At 65.8% G+C, this 20,863-nt stretch carries 15 protein-coding genes and 1 pseudogene; 8 read left to right on the top strand and 8 right to left on the bottom strand.

Annotated elements, in window-relative coordinates; all coding sequences use genetic code 11:
• Positions 1 to 15 precede the first annotated feature (15 nt).
• On the top strand, positions 16 to 1,116 hold the full coding sequence (locus tag N2602_RS13100; protein WP_260382890.1) for a DUF2336 domain-containing protein: 1,101 nt from the start codon (positions 16 to 18) through the stop codon (positions 1,114 to 1,116).
• A gap of 11 nt (positions 1,117 to 1,127) precedes the next feature.
• Here the strand turns inward: N2602_RS13100 and N2602_RS13095 are convergent, their stop codons facing one another.
• A complete protein-coding gene (locus N2602_RS13095) occupies positions 1,128 to 1,766 on the bottom strand; it encodes an NrsF family protein (RefSeq protein WP_172784157.1) in 639 nt (212 codons plus the stop codon).
• A gap of 2 nt (positions 1,767 to 1,768) precedes the next feature.
• A complete protein-coding gene (locus tag N2602_RS13090) occupies positions 1,769 to 2,314 on the bottom strand; it encodes a sigma-70 family RNA polymerase sigma factor (protein WP_260375538.1) in 546 nt (181 codons plus the stop codon).
• A 291-nt stretch (positions 2,315 to 2,605) separates the two neighbouring features.
• Between N2602_RS13090 and N2602_RS13085 the strand changes: the two genes are divergently transcribed.
• From N2602_RS13085 to N2602_RS13060, 5 genes and pseudogenes are all read left to right on the top strand, one after another.
• Positions 2,606 to 3,262: a hypothetical protein gene (locus N2602_RS13085; RefSeq protein WP_260382889.1), complete on the top strand. Its 657-nt coding sequence runs from the start codon at positions 2,606 to 2,608 to the stop codon at positions 3,260 to 3,262.
• 107 nt (positions 3,263 to 3,369) lie between these two features.
• Complete coding sequence (locus N2602_RS13080) at positions 3,370 to 4,149, top strand: enoyl-CoA hydratase (RefSeq protein WP_172784154.1); 780 nt, start codon at positions 3,370 to 3,372, stop codon at positions 4,147 to 4,149.
• A gap of 187 nt (positions 4,150 to 4,336) precedes the next feature.
• A complete protein-coding gene (locus tag N2602_RS13075; RefSeq protein ID WP_260382888.1) occupies positions 4,337 to 5,767 on the top strand; it encodes a TolC family outer membrane protein in 1,431 nt (476 codons plus the stop codon).
• Between the two features lie 26 nt (positions 5,768 to 5,793).
• Positions 5,794 to 6,347: pseudogene (locus N2602_RS38785) on the top strand (hypothetical protein).
• Between the two features lie 51 nt (positions 6,348 to 6,398).
• A complete protein-coding gene (locus N2602_RS13060; RefSeq protein ID WP_172784151.1) occupies positions 6,399 to 7,361 on the top strand; it encodes an amidohydrolase family protein in 963 nt (320 codons plus the stop codon).
• Between the two features lie 3 nt (positions 7,362 to 7,364).
• Here N2602_RS13060 and N2602_RS13055 read toward each other — a convergent pair whose 3' ends face one another.
• The 3 genes from N2602_RS13055 to N2602_RS13045 form a co-directional block, all read right to left on the bottom strand.
• A complete protein-coding gene (locus tag N2602_RS13055) occupies positions 7,365 to 10,481 on the bottom strand; it encodes an efflux RND transporter permease subunit (RefSeq protein ID WP_260382885.1) in 3,117 nt (1,038 codons plus the stop codon).
• 29 nt (positions 10,482 to 10,510) lie between these two features.
• Positions 10,511 to 11,761: an efflux RND transporter periplasmic adaptor subunit gene (locus tag N2602_RS13050; RefSeq protein ID WP_212259666.1), complete on the bottom strand. Its 1,251-nt coding sequence runs from the start codon at positions 11,759 to 11,761 to the stop codon at positions 10,511 to 10,513.
• A gap of 145 nt (positions 11,762 to 11,906) precedes the next feature.
• Positions 11,907 to 13,307, bottom strand: coding sequence for a CoA transferase (locus N2602_RS13045; RefSeq protein ID WP_260382884.1), 1,401 nt, complete (start codon positions 13,305 to 13,307; stop codon positions 11,907 to 11,909).
• Between the two features lie 137 nt (positions 13,308 to 13,444).
• Between N2602_RS13045 and N2602_RS13040 the strand changes: the two genes are divergently transcribed.
• Both N2602_RS13040 and N2602_RS13035 read left to right on the top strand, forming a co-directional pair.
• The gene (locus N2602_RS13040) at positions 13,445 to 13,732 is read left to right on the top strand and encodes a hypothetical protein (protein ID WP_057027154.1); all 288 of its coding nucleotides are present in this window, start codon (positions 13,445 to 13,447) and stop codon (positions 13,730 to 13,732) included.
• Positions 13,733 to 13,905: 173 nt separating this feature from the next.
• Entirely contained in the window at positions 13,906 to 14,676 is a 771-nt protein-coding gene (locus N2602_RS13035) for an SDR family NAD(P)-dependent oxidoreductase (protein WP_260382883.1), read from the top strand.
• A gap of 263 nt (positions 14,677 to 14,939) precedes the next feature.
• On the opposite strand, the gene N2602_RS13030 is transcribed toward N2602_RS13035, so the two are convergent.
• Genes N2602_RS13030 through N2602_RS13020 form a run of 3 tightly spaced genes read right to left on the bottom strand, consistent with a single transcriptional unit; the run spans position 14,940 to position 20,789 of the window.
• Positions 14,940 to 18,512, bottom strand: coding sequence for an error-prone DNA polymerase (locus N2602_RS13030; protein ID WP_260382882.1), 3,573 nt, complete (start codon positions 18,510 to 18,512; stop codon positions 14,940 to 14,942).
• Positions 18,509 to 20,104, bottom strand: a complete 1,596-nt coding sequence (locus N2602_RS13025; RefSeq protein WP_260382881.1) for a DNA polymerase Y family protein — start codon at positions 20,102 to 20,104, stop codon at positions 18,509 to 18,511. Before N2602_RS13025 ends, N2602_RS13030 begins: the two co-directional genes overlap by 4 nt.
• Entirely contained in the window at positions 20,001 to 20,789 is a 789-nt protein-coding gene (locus tag N2602_RS13020) for an ImuA family protein (RefSeq protein WP_260382880.1), read from the bottom strand. The genes N2602_RS13025 and N2602_RS13020 overlap by 104 nt, the downstream gene beginning before the upstream one ends.
• Positions 20,790 to 20,863: the final 74 nt, after the last annotated feature.

Raw genomic sequence — 20,863 nt, 5'->3', positions numbered from 1 at the left:
CTCCAGGACAGGGCAATGAGATCCAATTCCGCAAGACCATCCGAAAACCTGATCGAGGAATTGCAGGCTGCCCTCTCGCACGGCACCGTCGCGCGCCGGGTGGAGACGCTGCGCCGCGTCACCGACCTCTTCGTCGGCAACGCGGTCGACTATTCCGACGACCACATCCGCGTGTTCGACGACGTGTTCCAGTGCCTGGTCGAGCAGATCGAGACGTCGGCCAGGGCGCTGCTCGCCGAACGGCTCGCACCGATCGCGGCTGCGCCCCCGCAGATCATCCGCACGCTCGCGCTCGACGAGATCATCGAGGTCTCCGGCCCCGTGCTGTCGAAGTCGGAACGACTGGACGAGGCGACACTGATCGAGATCGCGCGCACCAGGGGCCAGGCGCATCTCAAGGCGATCTCGCTGCGGCGGACGCTGTCGGAGGCCCTGACCGACGTGCTGGTGGCGCGGGGCGACGAGGACGTGGTGCAGTCGACCGTCGGCAATCCGGGCGCGCAATTGTCCGAGGAGAGTCTCGCCGACCTCGTCGTCCGCGCCGAGCGCGACGACGACCTCGCCGGCTGCATCGGCCTGCGGCCCGACCTGCCGCGCCATCACTATCTGAGGCTGGTCGCCAAGGCATCCTCGAGTGTGCACAGGAAGCTCGCGGCCGCACATCCTGAGCTCGCGGACGAGGTGTCGAGAGCCGTCGAGGAAGCGGCCCACCGGGTTCGCGCCGTTGCGAGGACGAAGCAGACAGACATGGCTCGCGCGCTGGTGAAGTCGCTGCACGAGGACGGCCGTCTCAACGAGCTCCAGATCACGACCTTCGCCGAACAAGGCAAGTTCGACGAGACCAATGCCGGGCTCGCGGCGCTCGCGGGCGTTGCGGTCGAGACCGCCGAGACCATGATGATCGAAAGCCGTACCGAGGGCGTGATGATCCTCGCCAAGGTCGCGGGCATGCAATGGCCGAGCGTGCGCGCGATCATCGCCATGCGCGAGAAGCTCTCCGGCGGGTCGCAGACCGACATGCTGAAGCTGCGCGACACCTACGAGAGCCTGCGCGCATCGACCGCACAACAGGTCCTGCGCTTCCACCGCATGCAGAATGCGACGACGGTGGCCTGAAGCAGGCGCGGCTAGTACCGCAACACCCTCGATCCCACCGCCGCGCCGATCGCCGTCACCAGCGCGGTCGCGAGCGTGTACCAGGTCGCGACGAACAGCGGGGAATCGTCGGTGCAGTGCGAGGCATAGAGGGTCGCCGCAAGTCCGGCCGACACCAGCCCGGCGAGCGCTCCGGCGAGCGCGGGGCGGGACGGCGCGCCGTGGCGCAGGCCGAACAGCGCCCCCGCAAGCAGCGGCAGCGACATCGCGGGGATCGCGACCAGGCACACCCTGGAGTTCTTGCCCATCAGGCGCATCGTCATCGGCATGGCTGGCGCCATCATCGCCTCACTGCCGATCGCCACCGCGAGCAGCCCGACGGGAAGCAGCAGCAGCCAGCCCCAGCCGCGCAGCAGGGCTTCGGGACGCGACAAATGCAGGCTGACGATGATGGCGGGGATTGCGAGCGACAGGGTCACCGCGAACTTCATGTCGAAGAACGGATTGCGCATGGCGCTCATCACGTCGGCGCGCATACCGAGGAACGTCGCGAAGATCAGGATCGACAAGGGCGCGGCCACCAGCAGCGCCATGGTCAGCACGGCGCCGACCCGTGGGGCGCGGTGCGCGTTGTCGACCGCAAGCGAGCGAATGAGTTGATCGGTGTCCATGATCAATGGTCCCGCAGTTTGGCCGTCAGCGCCGCAAGTCCGCGATGCAGCGCGACCCGGACCGCGCCCTCGCTCATCGACAACTTTGCCGCGGTATCCTTGATCGAGGCGGCCTCGACCGCGATCGACTGCAGCACGTCGCGCTGACGCTGCGGCAGGGTTCCGAGCTGGGCGGCGACCTCGCCGGCCGAAGCGGTCTCCTGCGGCGCTTCGCCCGGCAGCGTCTCGGCGAAATCGTCGATGTTGACGAACACGCGCCTGCCGCGCCGGCGGAGAGCATCGATCAGCTTGTTGCGGCCGATCGCAAACAGCCAGGGCGCGAAAGGCGCTTCGCTGTCCCAGGTATGCCGCTTCAGATGCACCGCCAACAGAATCTCCTGCACGATATCCTCGGCCTGGTCGGGGGGCTGACCCGCCCGCGCCAGGCCACGCCTCGCGGCGGCCCGCAGCACCGGCGTGACTGCCTTCAACAGGCGATGATACGCGGCATCATCGCCGGCCATGGCCGACCGCATCAGGCCGGTCCATTCGTCCTCACGTCCGCGCACCCGCGCCCCTCACCATGCAATTCGGCCGCTCTTTCAATTTGTTACGCGGGCACCGAGCATATCACGAATTCGTGATCGAGATTCGGGCCGCGCGACCGATGCGGCCGCAAACATCTGCGACGGCTCATAACACCGATCGGTGCGTCCTGCATCGGGCGGGTGGCTGCGGGAGGGGATTTGCCGCGTTTTTGGCGGGTGTTGCCCGAAGATTCCCATTTTTTGCCGCGCTGTCGTCACGCCCCGGGGTCTCTGTTCGCTGCCGGGACGGGCGGAATTGGGGAGATCGTCGACATGATGAAAACCAGCGCGCGCGCGGCCCTGATCGGTTTGGCCGGGCTTGTCTTGCTGTCCGGGGGCGTCGCACAGGCGGCGCCGAACTCGGCCGCCGGCAACAGATCGGAGAGCGTGGACAAAGGGGCCGATACGGCCAAGCCCCGGCGCCATGACTCGCGCCGCACCGACAGCAAGAAGACGGTGCAGAAATCCGACGACAAGGCCGACAAGAAGGACGGGGCGGCCAAGGCCGACGAGGCCAGGAACGACAAGACCGACAGTCAGGTGCCGGCCGCGAGCCAGATGCCCCCGGGGGTCGCCAACGCCAATGCGCAGCTCGTCGCTGAGACGCCGACTGCCGCAGCCGTCTCCGCGATGACGAACCGCGCCAACGACAACGTCCAGGCAGCCGCCGATAATACCAACGCTGAGAACCCGGAAAACCAGGTCGTCGCGCCCGATCAGCTCAACGACATCGATCGCGCCCTGCAGGAGAACCCGCCGCCGCAGAAGACGGTGATCGCGGCGATCGAGGCGCAGCCACGGCCGGCGCCGGTGATGGCCAGCGCCCAGCAGAGCTCGGCCTGGGACCAGAGCTCCCTGATCGGCAAGATCTTCATCGGCGTCGGCACATTGCTGACCCTGGCCTCCGCCGCGCGCATGTTCATGGCCTGATTGGCTGTTCCGCGGGACGCACGCCGCGCGCGTCCCGCGTCCGGCCCCCTTGAAGGCATCCGCGCCAGCGGGCACATTGCCCACTCAATCAAAAGCGTGGGTGGAGCATGAGCACGTTCGAACACATCATCGTCGAGAGCATCGGTGCGGTCGGCATCGTCAAGCTGAACCGGCCAAAGATGCTCAACGCGCTCTCGTTCGGCGTCTTCCGCGAGATCGCCGCGGCGGTCGACGATCTCGAGGCCGATGACGCCATCGGCTGCATCGTCGTGACCGGCAACGAGAAGGCCTTTGCCGCCGGCGCCGACATCAAGGAGATGCAGCCCAAGGGCTTCATCGACATGTTCTCCGAGGATTTCGCCGCGATCGGCGGCGACCGCATCGCGCGCTGCCGCAAGCCGACCATCGCCGCGGTCGCGGGCTACGCGCTCGGCGGGGGCTGCGAGCTCGCCATGATGTGCGATTTCATCATCGCCGCCGACACCGCGAAGTTCGGCCAGCCCGAGATCACGCTCGGCACCATTCCAGGTATCGGCGGTACCCAGCGGCTGACACGCGCGATCGGCAAGTCCAAGGCCATGGACCTCTGCCTCACCGGCCGGATGATGGACGCGGCGGAAGCCGAGCGCTCCGGCCTCGTCAGCCGCATCGTACCCGCCGACAAGCTGATGGACGAGGTCATGGCGGCCGCCGAGAAGATCGCCGCGATGTCGCGCCCCGCGGCCGCGATGGCCAAGGAAGCGGTGAACCGCGCCTTCGAGACCACGCTCTCCGAAGGCATGAGCGTCGAGCGCAACCTGTTCCATTCGACCTTCGCGCTCGAGGACCGCTCGGAGGGCATGGCGGCGTTCATCGAGAAGCGCAAGCCGATGAACAAAAACCGGTAGCGCACAAACCGGTCAGGCTGGTGTAAGGCACTGGCGCTTTGCCGCATACATCCTGTGACGCGCCTGCAACAAGCACGGAATACATGGGGGTTTCCCCCGCGGCAGTTTGCCTGCGGGACCTCGGCTGGCTAAACAGTTAAGAGGCCATCGTCGGCGGGGGCGGACAGCCGGGGTTAAGCGGGAATACATGATTGGGCGTACCGCCAGAGCTGGTCGCGGAGGGACGCGACGTCGATCGGGCGCGGGTCCTGTGCTTGCGACATGGACCACGCTGGCGCTCTCTTGCGCCCTGCCCGCGACGGCATCGGCCGAAGCCCTGCCGGAAGCATTGGCAAAAGCCTACCAGAGCAATCCGCAGCTCAATGCCGAGCGCGCTCGCCAGCGCGCCACCGACGAGAACGTGCCGCAGGCGCTCGCCGGCTACCGGCCGCAGATCGTGGCGAGCCTCAGCGCCGGGCTGCAATCGGTCCGCAATCTGTTGCCCGACAACACCATCCAGACCGGCAATCTGAAGCCCTGGATCATCGGCGTCACCGTGACGCAGAGCCTGTTCAACGGCTTCCGCACTGCCAACGGCGTGCGGGCCGCCGAGCTCCAGGTCCAGTCGGGCCGTGAAGCGCTGCGCAATGTCGGCCAGGGCGTGCTGCTCGATGCGGTCACGGCCTACACCAACGTTCTCGCCAACCAGTCGCTGGTCGAGGCGCAGCGCTCCAACGTCGCCTTCCTGCGCGAGACGCTCGCCGTCACCCAGCGCCGCCTCAATGCCGGCGACGTCACGCCGACCGACACCGCGCAGGCCGAAGCCCGCCTCAATCGTGGCCTTGCCGATCTCAACGCGGCCGAGGTCGCGCTTGCGGTCAGCCAGGCCACCTATGCGCAAGTGATCGGCAATGCGCCCTCGCAGCTCAGGCCTGCCGAGGCCGTCGACCGTTATCTGCCGAAGAGTCGCGAGGACGCCATGACGATGGCGATCCGCCAGCATCCGGCGGTGATGGCCGCCAGTTTCGATGTCGATGTCGCCTCCACCAACATCCGCATCGCCGAAGGCACGCTGCTGCCGAGCGCGACCATCCAGGGCAGCGCCAGCAAGAGCCGTAACAACGACCCGACGCTCGGCACCTTCGCCGAGGACCAGGCCTCGATCGTCGCCAACGTCACCGCGCCGATCTACGACGGCGGCCAGGCCGCGGCGCAGACCCGGCAGGCCAAGGAGATCACGGCGCAGAGCCGCCTCGTGCTCGACCAGGTGCGCAACCAGGCGCGCACGGCGGCGGTCAGCGCCTGGGTCGCCAATGAAGGCGCCAAGATCACGGTCTCGGCCTCCGAATCCGAGGTGAAGGCGGCCACCGTCGCGCTGCAGGGCGTACAGCGCGAGGCTGCGGGCGGCCAGCGCACGACGGTGGACGTTCTGAACTCGCAGGCCGATCTGATCCAGGCCAAGGCCCGCCTGATCGGCGCGCAACGCGACCGCGTGATCGCCTCCTACACGCTGCTCAGCGCCATCGGCCATCTCGACGTCAAGACGCTGAACCTGAACACGCCGGATTACCTGCCCGAGGTGCACTACCACCAGGTCCGCGACGCCTGGCACGGCCTGCGCACGCCGTCGGGGCAGTAGCCTTCAAATCTCTCTGGTGGATGCCGATGAAAAGCCGCCGCATCCATCTGATGGGAGCCTCGGGCTCCGGCGTGACCACGATCGGTCGCGCGCTCGCGGACCAGCTGGCGCTGCCGCATCACGACAGCGACGATTATTTCTGGCTGCCGACCGTGCCGCCCTATCAGACGACCCGCCCCGCCGCCGACCGCCTGCGCCTGATGCGCGAGATGTTCTTGCCGCGCCTCGACTGGGTGCTGAGCGGATCCGTCACCGGCTGGGGTGAGGAGCTCGTTTCTTCGACCTGGTCGTCTTCGTGACCGCGCCGCGCGAGATCCGGATGAAGCGGTTGCGCACCCGCGAGGCCGCCCATTTCGGCGCTGATGCCGTCGCGCCAGGCGGCTGGCGCCATGGCGAAACCGAAGACTTCGTCGAATGGGCATCCCATTACGAAGCCGGCGATCGCGAAGGCCGCAGTCTCGCCAAGCATGAAGCGTGGCTCTCGGGCCTGCCCTGCCCGGTCGTGCGCGTGGACGGCTCACGTCCGCTTGCTGGTCTCGTCGAGCAGCTATGCAGCGAAGCGGAGCGGTTGCCCGGCTGATGTGATATTCTTCTTCCACCCGCCTACAAAAAAATAACCGGGAGAGAAACCATGCTCAGCCGACGCAGCGTCCTGCTTGCCTCCCTTGCGGCCGGAGTAGCCATGACCAGCAAAGCCCATGCCCGCGCGGCGCAGCCCGCGACGCCGATCAATTTCGACGTCCCGGCGCATGCCTGCGACTGCCATACCCACATTCATGGCGATGTCGAAAAGTTTCCGTTCTTCGCCGGACGCGTCTATACGCCGGAGCCGGCTTCGCCGGAAGAAATGGCCGCACTGCACAAGGCGCTGCATATCGAGCGCGTGGTGATCGTGACGCCGAGCGTCTACGGCACCGACAATTCCTCCACGCTGTTCGGCATGAAGGCGCGCGGCGCGACCGCGCGCGGCGTCGCCGTGATCGACGACAAGACGCCGGAGAGCGCGCTCGATACGATGCACCAGGACGGCTTCCGCGGCATCCGCCTCAATCTGGCGACCGGCGGCGTCAACGATCCCAATGTCGGCCGGCCGCGCTTCACCGCCGCCGTCGAGCGCATGAAGGCGCGCGGCTGGCACGTGCAGCTCTACACCACGCTGGCCATGATCTCGGCGATCAAGGACCTCGTCGAGACGGCGCCGGTGCCGGTCGTATTCGACCATTTCGGCGGCCTCGAGGCTTCGCTCGGGCTGGAGCAGCCGGGCTTCTCCGATCTCGTCGCGCTGGTGAAGTCCGGCAAGGCCCATGTGAAGATCTCCGGTGCCTATCGCTCGTCGAAGCTCGCGCCCGACTATCAGGACATGGTGCCCTATGCCCGCGCGCTGATCGCAGCCAATGCCGACCGCATCGTCTGGGGCACCGACTGGCCGCATCCGGATTCGAGCCGCGTCGAGGGACGCAAGCCCACCGACATCGCGCCGCTCTATCAGATCGATGACGGCCGCCTGCTCAACCAGCTTCCGGTGTGGGCGCCGGATGCCGAGGTGCGCAAGAAGATCCTGGTCGACAATCCGGCGCGGCTCTACGGGTTCTGACGATCAGCGCGCGCGGCGCGAGAAGAAGGAGATCAGGACCGGCAAGGTCACCAGGATCACGACCGGCGCCAGCATCATGCCGGTGACGACAACGACCGCGAGCGGCTTCTGCACCTGCGAGCCGATGCCTTCCGACAGCGCCGCCGGAAGAAGGCCGACGCCTGCGACGACGCAGGTCATCAGCACGGGCCGGAGCTGCAGCTCGCCGGTGCGCACCACCGCGCTCATGCGGTCCATGCCCTCTTCGATCAGCTGGTTGAACTGCGACAGGATGATGATGCCGTCCATCACGGCGATGCCGAACAGCGCGATGAAGCCGATCGCCGCCGAGACGCTGAATGCGGTGCCCGAGATCAAGAGGCCCAGCACGCCGCCGAAGATCGCCATCGGGATCACGCTCATCGCGAGCAGCGTGTCCGTCATCGAACCGAAGTTGAACCAGAGCAGCACGCCGATCAGTGCCAGCGAGATCGGCACCACGATCGAGAGCCGCCGGATCGCGTCCTGGAGATTGCCGAACTCGCCGACCCATTCCATGTGCGAGCCCGGCGGCAGCTGCACCTGCGCGGCGATCTTGTCCTGCGCCTCGCGGATCGCGCTGCCGAGATCGCGTTCGCGCACCGAGAACTTGATCGGCAGATAACGCTCCTGCTGCTCGCGATAGATGTAGGCAGCGCCGGAGACGAGGCTGATGGTCGCGACCTCGCTCAAGGGGATCTGCGTGACGGTGCCGTTCGGCCCGGGCGCGCCGATCCGCAAGTTCTGGATCGCCTCGGCGCTGCGGCGATATTCCGGCGCGAGGCGGACGATGATCGGGAAGTGGCGGTCGCTTCCGGGCTCATAGAGGTCGCCGGCGGTGTCGCCGCCGATCGCGACCTTGATGGTGGCGTTGATGTCGCCCGGCGCAAGGCCGTAACGCGCGGCCTTGGCGCGGTCGATGTCGATCTGAACGGTCGGCTGCCCGAGCGAGGTGAACACCGCAAGGTCGGTGACGCCCTGCACGGTCGACAGCACCTGCTTGATCTTGTTGGCGGTGTCGGTGAGCGCCTGGAGGTCGCTGCCGAACAGCTTGATCGAGTTCTCGCCCTTCACGCCGGAGACGGCTTCGGAGACGTTGTCCTGGAGATATTGCGAGAAGTTGAACTCGACGCCGGGGAAGCGATCGTCGAGCTGCTTGAGCAATTGCGCGGTCAGCTCTTCCTTGTCGCGGGTGCCGGGCCATTGGCTCACGGGCTTGAGCGGCGCGAAGAACTCGGCGTTGAAGAAGCCGGCGGCGTCGGTGCCGTCGTCGGGACGGCCGTGTTGCGATACGACGGATTCGACCTCGGGCCGGGCCCGGATCACCTTGCGCATCTCGTTGACGTAGCTGTTGCCTTCCTGGAGCGAGATGGTCGGCGGCAGCGTGGCACGGATCCAGAGATTGCCCTCCTCCAGCTTCGGCAGGAATTCGAGGCCGAGCAGCCGGGCGAGCGCCACCGTCATCAGCACGAGGCCGACCGCACCGCCGAGGACGATGCTGCGATTGGCGACCGCCCAATTCAGCAACGGCGAGTACAGCCGGTGCAGGATCAGCATCACCTTCGTCTCGGTCTCCTCGACATGCGCGGGCAGGATGATTGCGGACAGCGCGGGCGTGACGGTGAAGGTGGCAAGGAGGCCGCCGGCCAGCGCGTAGGCATAGGTGCGCGCCATCGGGCCGAAGATGTTGCCCTCGACGCCTGACAGCGTGAACAGCGGCAGGAAGGCCGCGATGATGATCGCGGCGGCGAAGAAGATCGATCGCGAGACGTCGGCGGCCGCGCTGAGGATGGCATGGCTCTTCATGCCGAACAGCGTTTCGGGGGACATATGCTCGGATTCCGACATCGGTGTCGTTTGCGTCAGGCGGCGGAAGATCGCCTCAACCATGATCACGGTGGCATCGACGATCAGGCCGAAATCGATCGCGCCGACCGACAGGAGGTTGGCCGATTCCCCGCGCAGCACCAGGATGATGACGGCGAAGAACAGCGCGAACGGGATGGTGGCGCCGACGATCAGCGCGCTGCGGAGATCGCCGAGGAAGATCCACTGCAACAGCACGATCAGCAGGATGCCGATCACCATGTTGTGCAGCACGGTGTGGGTGGTGAGCTCGATGAGGTCGCCGCGGTCGTAGATGCGCTCGATGCGCACGCCGGGCGGCAGGATGCTGGAGTTGTTGATCTGCTGGACGAGTTCGTGGACGCGCTTGATGGTCGGCGAGCTCTGCTCGCCGCGCCGCATCAGCACGATGCCCTGCACGATGTCGTCGGAATCGTCGAGGCCGGCAATGCCGAGATGTGGCTTCTGGCCGACCGTGACGGTGGCGACGTCCTTGACCAGCACCGGATTGCCGCCTGTCTGCGCCACCATGGTGTTGGCGAGGTCGTCGATCGAGCGGATCAGGCCGACGCCGCGCACCACGGCGGATTGCTGGCCGATATTGACGGTGTTGCCGCCGACATTGACGTTGGAATTGCCGACCGCCTGGAGCAGTTGCGGCAGCGTCAGGCCGTTGGCGACCAGCTTGTTGAAGTCGACCTGAATCTCGTAGGTCTTGCTCCTGCCGCCCCAGCCGGTGACGTCGATCACGCCGGGCACCGCGCGGAAGCGGCGCTGCAGCATCCAGTCCTGGATGGTCTTGAGGTCGAGCACGCTGTAGTTCGGCGGGCCGACGAGACGATAGCGGAAGATCTCGCCGATCGGGCTGAGCGGCGAGATCTGCGGCTGGACGTTGCCGGGCAGCGGGGCGAGCTGCGCCAGGCGATTCAGCACCTGCTGCAGCGCCTCGTCATAGGTATAGGCGAAGGAGAACTGGATTTTGACGTCGGACAGACCGTAGAGCGAGATGGTGCGGATGGTCGTGATGTTCTTCAGGCCCGCCACCTGGGTCTCGATCGGGATCGTGATGTAGCGCTCGATCTCCTCCGCCGATAGCCCCGGGCTCTGCGTCACGATGTCGACCATCGGCGGGGTCGGATCGGGATAGGCCTCGATGTTGAGCCGGTTGAACGCGATCAGTCCGCCGATCAGCACGGCGGCGAACATGCCGACCATCAGGAAACGCCGGTTGACGGCAAGGGCAACGAGACGATCCATTCAGGTCTTCAATTTTCTTGGGTCGTCGATCAGCTGCCGGACGCCGCGCGGTCGATGAACAGACTGCCTTTGGTGACGATCTGCTCGCCGGGCTTCAGATTGCTGGTGACCTCGACGAGATTGCCGTTGATGAGACCGGTCTTGATCTGGCGCAGCTCGACCGACTTGTCCTCACGCGCGACCCAGAGGCGGACCTTGTCGGCCTCGTAGATCAGCGCCTGCTTCGGCACCGCCGGCGCGGCGCGGTCGCCGGCCGAATAGATCGTGACGTTCGCGAACATTTCCGGCTTGAGCAGCCCGTCCTTGTTGTCGATCGTGGCGCGGACCAGCAGGCGGCGGGTGGCGGGGTCGATCGCGGCGGCAACGTAATTGATCTTGGCGCTGAACGGACGGCCCGGCAGCGCCATCACGTTGACGGTGATGTCCTGCCCGATGCACACCGCGGCCGCATCGCTCTCGCGCACGAAGGCGGTGAGCCAGACCGTGGAGAGGTCGCCGACTACGAAGACCGGATCGCTCGCGCCGGAATTGACGTATTGGCCCGGGCCGATCTTGCGCTGCACGACCGTGCCGGAGATCGGCGAATAGATCGTGATCTCCCGATCGATGACGCCTTTTTCCTGGAACGTCCTGATCGCCTCGTCGGTGAAGCCGAGGATGCGCAGCTTGTTGCGCGCGGCTTCCAGCGCCGTCACCGAAGAGCGCATGTCGTTGCGCGCCTGCACCTGGGCCGCTTCCGCCTGCTGGTAATCCTTCAGCGGAATGGCGTGGCCCTCGTAGAGGTCCTTGGCGCGCTTGAACTGGATGTCGGAAAGCTCGAGCGCCGACTTCGCCTTGTTCTGCGAGGTCATCGCCGCGATGAAATCGTTCTGGGCCTGCACGGTGTCGGCGGCCTCGATCGTAAACAGCGGTTGACCTTGCTTCAGCGTCTCGCCCGGCTTTGCGAGCAGCTTGGTGACACGGCCTGCATAGGGCGAGAACACCGGGGTCGAGCGGTCCTCGTCGACTGCGACCTTGCCCTCGGTGACATACTCGGCGCGGAAGCTCCTGGCGGCGACCGGCTCGATCGTCAGCGTCGCCCATTCGGACGGCGTCGGCGTGAAGGTCTGCGCATTCCTGCGCGACTGGCTGGAGATTTCGGAGTGCTTCTTTTCCTTCGCCCCCGAAGAGAAGAAGCCGTACGCTCCGGCACCGGCGCCGGCGAGAGCTAGTAAAACTACGGATGCGATCACCCGTTGTTTTGTAAGCACCTGCAATCGCTTGGTATTCTCAACTACCATGGGGCCCGGTCGTGTCTGCGACGATCTCGGCAAATGACGGCCTGATCGATCGCGCTAATAGTGCCGAATTGGGAGTTCAAACAACCTAAAAAACGCCTCGCCCCTTTCCGTTTGCGTTAAAATTTTGCGACACGTCAGCTTCATGTCAGCTTCGCGCCGGCCAGTGCGCCGGATGACTGCCGAGCGGCATCGCCGGACGGCTCCATTGCGCCGGCGTCTTCGACAGCAGTGCGGAATGCTGCACCGCCTTCAACGTGCCGAAGCCAGATTGCATGCGTTCTATGAACGCAGCATGTACGGCCTCTCCCGTAGTATCCGGGGTATTCAATCCGCCCTCGAGCCGGCCGAGATTCCACAGCCAGCGCCCCGTCTGCGCCAGCGATACGCGCACGTGCCAGCTGCCGCCTTCGCGCACCTGGCGTGCCTTGGCCATCATCGCGCCGAACGCCATCAGATAACCGGTGGCGTGGTCGAGCATCTGTGCCGGCAATTCCTTGGGGCCATCGATGCCGGCGGCCTGACCTTCGGCATGGTTGAAGCCCGTCGTGGTCTGCACCAGGGAGTCGAAGCCGCGCCGCTCGGCCCAGGGGCCGGCGTGGCCATAGGCCGACAGCGTGACATAGACGATGCCGGGATTGATCTGCGCTGCGTGCTCCGGCGCAAAGCCGAGCGCGGCGAGCGCGCGCGGACGATAGCCTTGCGAGAAGATGTCGGCGTCCTTCAACAGCCCGCGCAGCTGCGCCCTGCCGGCCTCGCTCTTCAGTTCGATGAAGGTGGTGAGCTTGCCGCGGCCGGTGTCGATGGTGAGCCAGTCGATCGCGGGCAGATCCGGTCCTGACACCAGCAGCACGTCCGCACCGTGCGCAGCGAGCGTGCGGCCGGCGACGGGGCCGGCGATGACGCGGGAAAGATCGAGCACGCGAAGACCTGAGAGCGGACGATCGCCTTTTGGCCACGGCTTTGGCGGCGCCTCACCGATCTTCTCGATCGAGAGCAGCGGCAATTGCGCGAGGGAGCGCGCCTGCGGGTGCGCGGACCATTCGTCGTAGGAGCGCATCAAGGCGACGACGCCGCCCGCGGCATAGGCCGCGCTTTCGAAATCCTCGCCCTTCCACTGCATCAATGCGGCCTGTACTTTCTCGCGCTCGGGCTCGCAATCGAGCACCTTGCAGACGGCGTCGCGGTGATGCGGAAAGTTGGTGTGGCAGCGAACGAAGCGGCCATCGCCGGTTCTGTAGACGCCGGCGATGGCGTCCCAGGCCGGTGGCGGCGGCTTGTCGTCGCGGCGCAGATAACGCTCGGAACGGCATTCGGCGACGGCATGGCGCATGTCGACGGAGACGTCCTGCGCCTCGCCGCTGCGCAGCTTCCATATCTCGGCGGCGGCAAGGCCGGCCGCCGCGATCGTGGTCTGGCCGGCGACGGCAACGCGAAACGAGGACGGGATTTGCGGCTCCTCGCCGGTCAGCCGCACGCGGCCGAGCGCGGCCTGATCGCCACCGGCGGAGGTCCAGATATCCTTGAGAATATCGGCGGGGCTTTGCATGGCCACTTCTCTCCCTTGCAGTTGAGCATGATCTCTGCACAAGCGCGTTCCGCGTTTGTCGCGTCGGAAAACCGCTGCACATTCTTCCGGATCATGCTGTAGTTTCGCGACCATCCATCAGCACATAAGGGAATGCAATGGCCGCCATCGATCCCCTCATCGCAGGTGCCGTGTTCATCGCGACAGCGGCCACCGACGCAGTCTATGTCATGTTCACCTCGGCCGTGATCGCGCGCAAGCGCATCCCCGCCGCGAACTGGAGCGCGGTCTGGTACCTGCTCTCCTCTTACGCCGTGATCAGCTACACCGAAAACGCCTTCTATGTCGCCTTCGCCGCGATCGGCTCCTGGGCCGGCGCCTATGCCTCGCTGACCTTCCTGCACCGCCCGCCCGGTGGCCCGCCGGTGGGGGCTGCGCCGGAGTGAGGAGTCCCACGTCTCTCCGCGTCATTGCGAGGAGCCCTTGCGACGAAGCAATCCAGACTGTTTCTGCGGATGCAATCTGGATTGCTTCGCTGCGCTCGCAATGACGACGTGGGGGCTTCTGGGCGTCTCTCGAAACAGCTACAGTCCCTGCGACCACCAAAAAGGAGCCAACAATGGATCTCGGTCTCAAGGGCAAGAACGCCGTCGTGCTCGGCGGCACGCGCGGCATCGGACGGGCGATTGCGGCGACGCTGGCCGGTGAAGGTGCCAATGTCGCGGTGTGCGCGCGCAACGCCGATCAGGTTGCGGCAACCGTCGCGGAGTTGAAGGCGAGCGGCATCAACGCCACCGGCGGCACGGTCGACGTCACCGACGGCGCGGCGCTGAAAAGCTGGATCGAGACGGCTGGGAAAGCGCTCGGCGGCATCGACTTGCTGTTTTCCAATGCCGGCGCAATGGCGCAAGGGCACGATCCCGCATCCTGGGAGCAGAATTTCCGGCTCGACGTGCTCGGCGCCGTGCACGCCTTCGAGGCCGCCCGGCCGTCCCTCGAGGCAAGCGGCGCCGAAGGCGGCGATGCGGCCTTCGTGATCGTCTCGTCGATCGCCGCGGCGCAGGCGGACGCGGCCGGCTCCTACGGCCCAATCAAGGCCGCGCTGATCCACATGGCCAAGGGACTGGCGCGGCAATACGCGAAGAAGAAGATTCGCGTGAATGTCGTGTCACCCGGCACTGTCTATTTCAAGGGCGGCGTCTGGGAGATGATCGAGAAGAACATGCCGGAGCGGTACCAGGACGCGATGAAGCGCAACCCGACCGGCCGCATGGCGACGCCGCAGGAGATCGCGAACGCGGCGGTGTTTCTGGCAAGCCCGGTGTCGGGATTCACCACGGGCTCGAATCTCGTCGTGGATGGTGCGATCTCGAACCGGGTGAATTTTTGAGGGGCGGCATCATCATCGACGAACTTGGAGGGTGGGCAAAGCGAAGCGTGCCCACCGCTTTCGCGACGAGATCCCAGAAGGTGGGCACGGCGCTTACGCGCCTTTGCCCACCCTACGGCAGCTGAGAGTGTGGCGCGCGATCGCGTCAGCAAACTCGTCATTGCGAGCGTAGCGAAGCATTCCAGCATCTTTCCGCGGGGACAGTCTGGATTGCTTCGCTGCGCTCGCAATGACGGCGTGGTGGGCAGCTCGCCTTACGACGCTCAATGAAAATCCCGCGACGGCGGCAGGATGCGGATGTTGCGGGGGTGACGGACTTTTTGCGCGGGCATGTCCGCGAGGGCGCGGGGGTCTTCGTTGAGTGGCTCCACGACGGTGGCGCCTGCGGGCACCGGATGTTTGCGGCTTAGCGCATCGTTGGCCAATCCGACCAGATCCTGCGAGCGGTCGACCATGCGCTGGGCGATGAGATGCGTCACCTTCTCCGGGCTGCTCTGGATGTAGCCCTCGACCAGGATGAGGCGCGCGCCCATCACCTCTTTCCGGTACTGCTCCATGATCTTGGGCCACACCACGACATTGGCGATGCCGGTTTCGTCCTCCAGCGTCATGAACACGACGCCGCTGGCGCTGCCCGGCCGCTGCCGCACCAGGACCACACCGGCGCAGCGGACGCGGCGCCGCTCGTTCTCATGGCTGATCTCCTTGCAGGCGACGATACGCTCGCGCGTCAACATCTCGCGCAGGAATTCCATCGGATGGCCCTTCAGCGACAGGCGGATGGTCTGGTAGTCCGCGACCACCTGCTCGGCGGGCGGCATCACCGGCAGCGGTTTTGCGCCTTCGTCCGGCTGCTCGCGCGCGGTGGCCGCTTCGAACAGCGGCAGCGGCACGTCGTCGGGCAGCCGCCGCACCTGCCACAACGCCTCGCGGCGATCGAGCCCGAGCGAGCGGAACGCATCGGCATCCGCCAAGAGGATCAGCGCGCGCTTGGGCAGGCCGGTGTCGCGGGCGAAATCTTCCAGCGAGGTGAAGGGCCGGCGGTTGCGCGCGGCGACGATGCGGTCGGCCCAGTCCTGCTGAGGCATCGGCGGTGCTACACCTCTCCCATAGGGAGAGGTCGCGCCGAAGGCGCGGGTGAGGGGTACGGTCTCACGAGGGACCTGAACCCCCTCACCCGATTTGCACTCGACGATGCTTCGCATCGCGAGGAGCAAATCGACCTCTCCCCTTTGGGGAGAGGTGTACGGAGCCTGCGGCAAGACCGGCTCAATCACGGAAAGTTCTTCAGGTAAGTCTCGGAATGACAGCTGGGAGCGCTTCAGCCTCTCCTCGTCCTCGTCCAGCCAGTGGAATCCATCGATCTGGCGGAAGCCGAGGCGCACGGCACAGTATTTGCCATCCGTATTTTCCAGCGTGTTCTGCGCAAAGCTGTAGGACACGTCGATGTCGCGCACCTCGACGCCGTTCTTGCGGGCATCGCCGACGATCTGCGCCGGCGCATAAAAGCCCATCGGCTGCGAGTTCAACAGACCGCAGCAGAAGGCGTCGGGATGATAGTGCTTCAGCCACGACGAAATGTAGACCAGCTGTGCAAAGCTCGCGGCATGGCTCTCCGGAAAGCCGTAGGAGCCAAATCCCTTGATCTGGTCAAAACAGCTTTTGGCGAAATTGGGATCGTAGCCGCGGGCGACCATGTTGCCGATCAGCTTCTCCTCGTACTGGCCGATGGTGCCGACGTTGCGGAAGGTCGCCATCGAGCGGCGCAGGCCGTTGGCTTCCTCGGAGGTGAAGTGCGCGGCCTCGATCGCAATGCGCATCGCCTGCTCCTGGAACAGCGGGACACCGAGCGTCTTGTGCAGCACCTTGTAAAGCTCGTCCTTGTCGCCATGGTCCGGCGACGGAGACGGATAGCTCACCTTTTCCAGCCCGTTCCGCCGCCGCAAGTAGGGATGCACCATGTCGCCCTGGATCGGCCCGGGGCGCACGATCGCGACCTCGATGACGAGATCGTAGAAGGTGCGCGGCTTCAGCCGCGGCAGCATGTTCATCTGCGCGCGGCTCTCGACCTGGAACACGCCAAGCGATTCCCCGCGGCACAGCATGTCGTAGACGTTGGGATCGTCTTGGGGAACGCTCGCAAGCACAAAACGCTCGCCCTTGTGCTGGTCGATGAGATCGAAACATTTCCTGATGCAGGTCAGCATGCCCAGCGCGAGCACGTCGACCTTCATCATATGAAGCGCGTCGACGTCGTCCTTGTCCCATTCGATGAAGGTGCGATCGTCCATCGCGGCATTGCCGATCGGCACATAGGTGTCGAGCCGGTCCTGCGTCAGTACATAGCCGCCGACATGCTGGGACAGGTGACGCGGGAATTCGATCAGCTCGGTCGCAAGCTCGACCGCGAGGTTGATCATGGGATTTTGCGGATCGAGCCCGGCCTGGCGGACCTGCATGTCGTTGAGGCCCTTGCCCCAGCTGCCCCAGACGGTGTCGGCGAGCGCGGCGGTGACGTCCTCGCTCAGGCCCAGCGCCTTGCCGACGTCGCGGATGGCGCTGCGCGGGCGATAATGAATGACGGTGGCGATGATCGCGGCGCGGTGGCGGCCGTAGCGCCGATAGACATATTGCATCACCTCCTCGCGGCGCGAATGCTCGAAATCGACGTCGATGTCGGGCGGCTCCAGCCGCTCCTTGGAGATGAAGCGTTCGAACAACAGATCGACCTTGGTCGGGTCGACCGAGGTGACGCCGAGCACGTAACACACGGCCGAGTTCGCTGCCGAACCGCGGCCCTGGCACAAAATGTTCTGGCTGCGCGCGTAGTGGACGATGTCGTGCACGGTGAGGAAGTAATGCGCGTATTTCAGCTCGGCGATCAGCGCGAGCTCCTTGTTCAAGGTCGCGCGCAGCTTGTCGTCGATCTTGCCGCCGAAATATTTGTCGACGCCCGCCCAGGTCAGGTCCTCCAGATGCCCCTGCGCGGTCTTGCCCGGCGGTACCGGCTCGTCGGGATATTGGTACTTGAGCTGATCGAGCGAGAACTCGATTGCGTCCGCAAAGCGCATGGTCTCTGCGATCGCCTCGGGAAAATCGCGGAACAGCCGCGCCATTTCGCGCGGCGTCTTCAGGAAGCGCTCGGCATTGGCTTCGAGCTTCCGTCCAATCGCCTCGATCGTGGTCTTTTCCCGGATGCAGGTCAGCACGTCCTGAAGCGGACGGCGGCGAGGATCGTGATACAGCACCTCGTTGGTCGCGAGCAGCGGCACCTTGGCCTTTGCGGCGAGATCATCGAGCCGCGAGAGGCGCCGCCTGTCGTCGCCGCGATAGAGCAGGCTCGCCGCCAGCCACACGCCCTCGGCACGGCTATCCCTAAGCTTTGCGAGAACATCCAGCGCCTGCGCCGGCTCGAAACGATGCGGCAGCGTCAGGATCAGGAGCTGGCCTTGCGAGAATTCCAGGAGATCGGCGAAGGTGAGACGGCACTCGCCTTTCTCGATCCGCGTGATGTCGTCGCCGCGCTTGCCCCTCGTGAGGAGCTGACACAGCCGGCCATAGGCGGCGCGATCGCGTGGATAGACCAGGATGTCGGGCGTGCCATCCATGAAGACGATGCGGGCGCCGATCAACAGTTTCGGCTTGTGCAGCACCTCGTCATTGTCGAGCTCGTTCCAGGCACGCACCACGCCGGCGAGCGTGTTGTGGTCGGCGATGCCGATCACCGGAATTCCCAGAGCGCTGGCCTGATGCACATAGGCACGCGGATCCGAGCCGCCGCGCAGGAAGGAGAAGTTGGTGGTGATGCCGATCTCGGCATAGCCAAGCGTGTTCATGCGAAGAGACCGTGCACATACCAGCCGGGAGACGCAGGCTTGCCGTCACCGTCGAACACCTCGCCTTCATAGAGACCGTCGCGAAAGATCCAGAAGCGCAGGCCCTCGGCATCCTCGATGCGGAAATAATCCCGCGTCAGCTGCTTGCCGTCCTGCCGCCACCATTCCATCGCGATGCGCTCGGGGCCCTCCACCCGCACCACCGCATGCAGCGCGCGGCGCCAGGTGAATTGATGCGGCGGGCCATCGGGCACGGTCGCGAACGGCACCTTGATCGGCTCCGGCTTGTCGAACAGCCGCAAGGGACGCAGCGGCGGCTCGCTCTCGGTACGAACAGGCCATTCCGCCTGCATGGCGGCGGTGAGATGATGCTGCGCCGATGCGGCCAGCACCGCGCTTTCGGGGATATGAGTATCCTCAGGCAGGTGCACGACGACGCGTTTTCCCCCGATGCGCGCGGCGATGCGGTCGATCAGCGCGGCGAGCTCGTCATTGTCGTGGACATGGGCATCGAGATCGCGCTGCTCCTGCACCACGGTCTCGGTGCGGCTCGCCGACAACCGCACCATGTCGAAGCCGAAGCCGGGATCGAGGGGATCTGCGAGTGCATCGAGCCGCTCGCGGAACAGGCGGTCGATCACGGCGCTTCGCGTTACGGGACGTCCGGTTTCGACCGTGATCGTGCGCACCACGCCATCGGTGCGGAAGAATGCCGCTTCAAGTCGCCGTGCGCCTTTGCCCTGCTTCTCCATGGACGTAACAAGCGTGTCGGCCAGCCGCGACAGCGTCATCGCGATCATGGTGTCGGTCGCGATCGGCTCGGCAAAGCGTTTTTCCACAATGTAATCGGGCAGCGGTTTTCGCGGGCTAATCGGCGCATCGCCCTGCCCCAGTGCATGGGCGAGCAGCGTGGAGAAGCGCGCGCCGAACCGCGCCGTGATCTCGGAGGCGCTGCGCGATGCGACATCGCCGATGGTCTTCAGCCCGGCGCGACGCAGACCGGTGGTGTTGGCTTCACCTGCACCGAGCGCGGAGACTGGAAACGACCTGATCGCCTCCGCCTCGCCGCCATCGGCAACGATGGTGCCGGATGCCTGCCGCGTCAGCGTGCGGGCGCAGATCGAGGTGCCGGCGATCGCCGCGCTGACGGCAAAGCCTTGCCGGCCGAGCGCGCGGACCAGCGTCTTGAGCAGCGCGGCCTCACCGCCGAACAGATGGGCGCAGCCGGTGATGTCAAGAAACAGCCCGTGCGGCGCATCGAGCGCCACCAGCGGCGTGAAACGATCGCACCAGTCGGCGATATCGCTGAGCGTCTTGGCATCAGCGACAGGGTCGGCGTCGAACACACGCAGGTCCGGACACATCGCCCGCGCATTGGCGAGCGGCTGGCCGATATACAGGCCGAGGCGCTCGGCGGCCTCGTCCAGCGCATGGATCACCAGCGCATTGTTGTCCTTGATGACGACGATATCAGGCTCATGATTGGTCTTACCCAACCCGGCGCTGTTGAAGAACCGCTGGATCCTGTCGATGGGCAGGCGCGGCAGCCACAGGCTGAGGATACGTCGACGGTTCACTGAACTGGCACTCATCACAATTCCATTCCATGATCCACCGGCCGCATGGGCCATGACGATTGCGCAAGAGTTCGGCATCGAACACCGGCGCGCCCCAGGCACTCCACACCGAGCCCGGCGGCGAATGCGCCGCCCGCAGCATCCATCGTGTTTCCGCGGTCGAAGGCAGCGGCTGCGCCGCCATCCGCAGCAAGAGGCCGGTAACGCCCGAGCCTTGCGCGGCCAGCGTCAACTTGCGGCTTGCCACGAGATCGAACTGTCTGGTCTCGCCCCAGAGCTCGAGCATGACGGCGCCGAGCGCATCGCAGGCGAGCGCATCCGCCGAGGTGCGCAACGCGCTCTCGACATCGGCCGCGCGCACCATCACGACACGGCGCGGATCGAGGCCGAGTTCGGCAAGCCCGCTCATCGACAGCGCACCGGCTTCGAGCTCCGAAAAATCCTGTCGCACCCACAGCAGCGGCCGACGCGCGCTCACGCGTCCCGCAAGCCCCATGACAAAGCCCGTCGCGGCCGCGCCCTGGCGCCCCTCGCAAAACACCTCGTGGATTGCCGCGCGCGCGAGCCCGCCCTTCAGCGCGCTGTCGGCCTCGCTGTGGCCGAGCGCGACGCGATCGTGTTGATGCACGACCTCCGCCGTCTCGATGCGCTCGATCTGGCTGCGCAAGGTCGCAAGCGCGCTGATGCGTGCGCCGCTCATGCTCGCCGCTCCTTCAGGAATTGGTGCCGTGGTCTTCAAAAGAAGAACCAACGGCTGGCTCATTTGTTCATGAT

It is taken from the genome of Bradyrhizobium sp. NC92 (assembly GCF_025200865.1).
In the GTDB taxonomy this organism is placed as follows: Bacteria; Pseudomonadota; Alphaproteobacteria; order Rhizobiales; family Xanthobacteraceae; genus Bradyrhizobium.
This window is presented reverse-complemented; position numbering and strand designations above follow the sequence as displayed.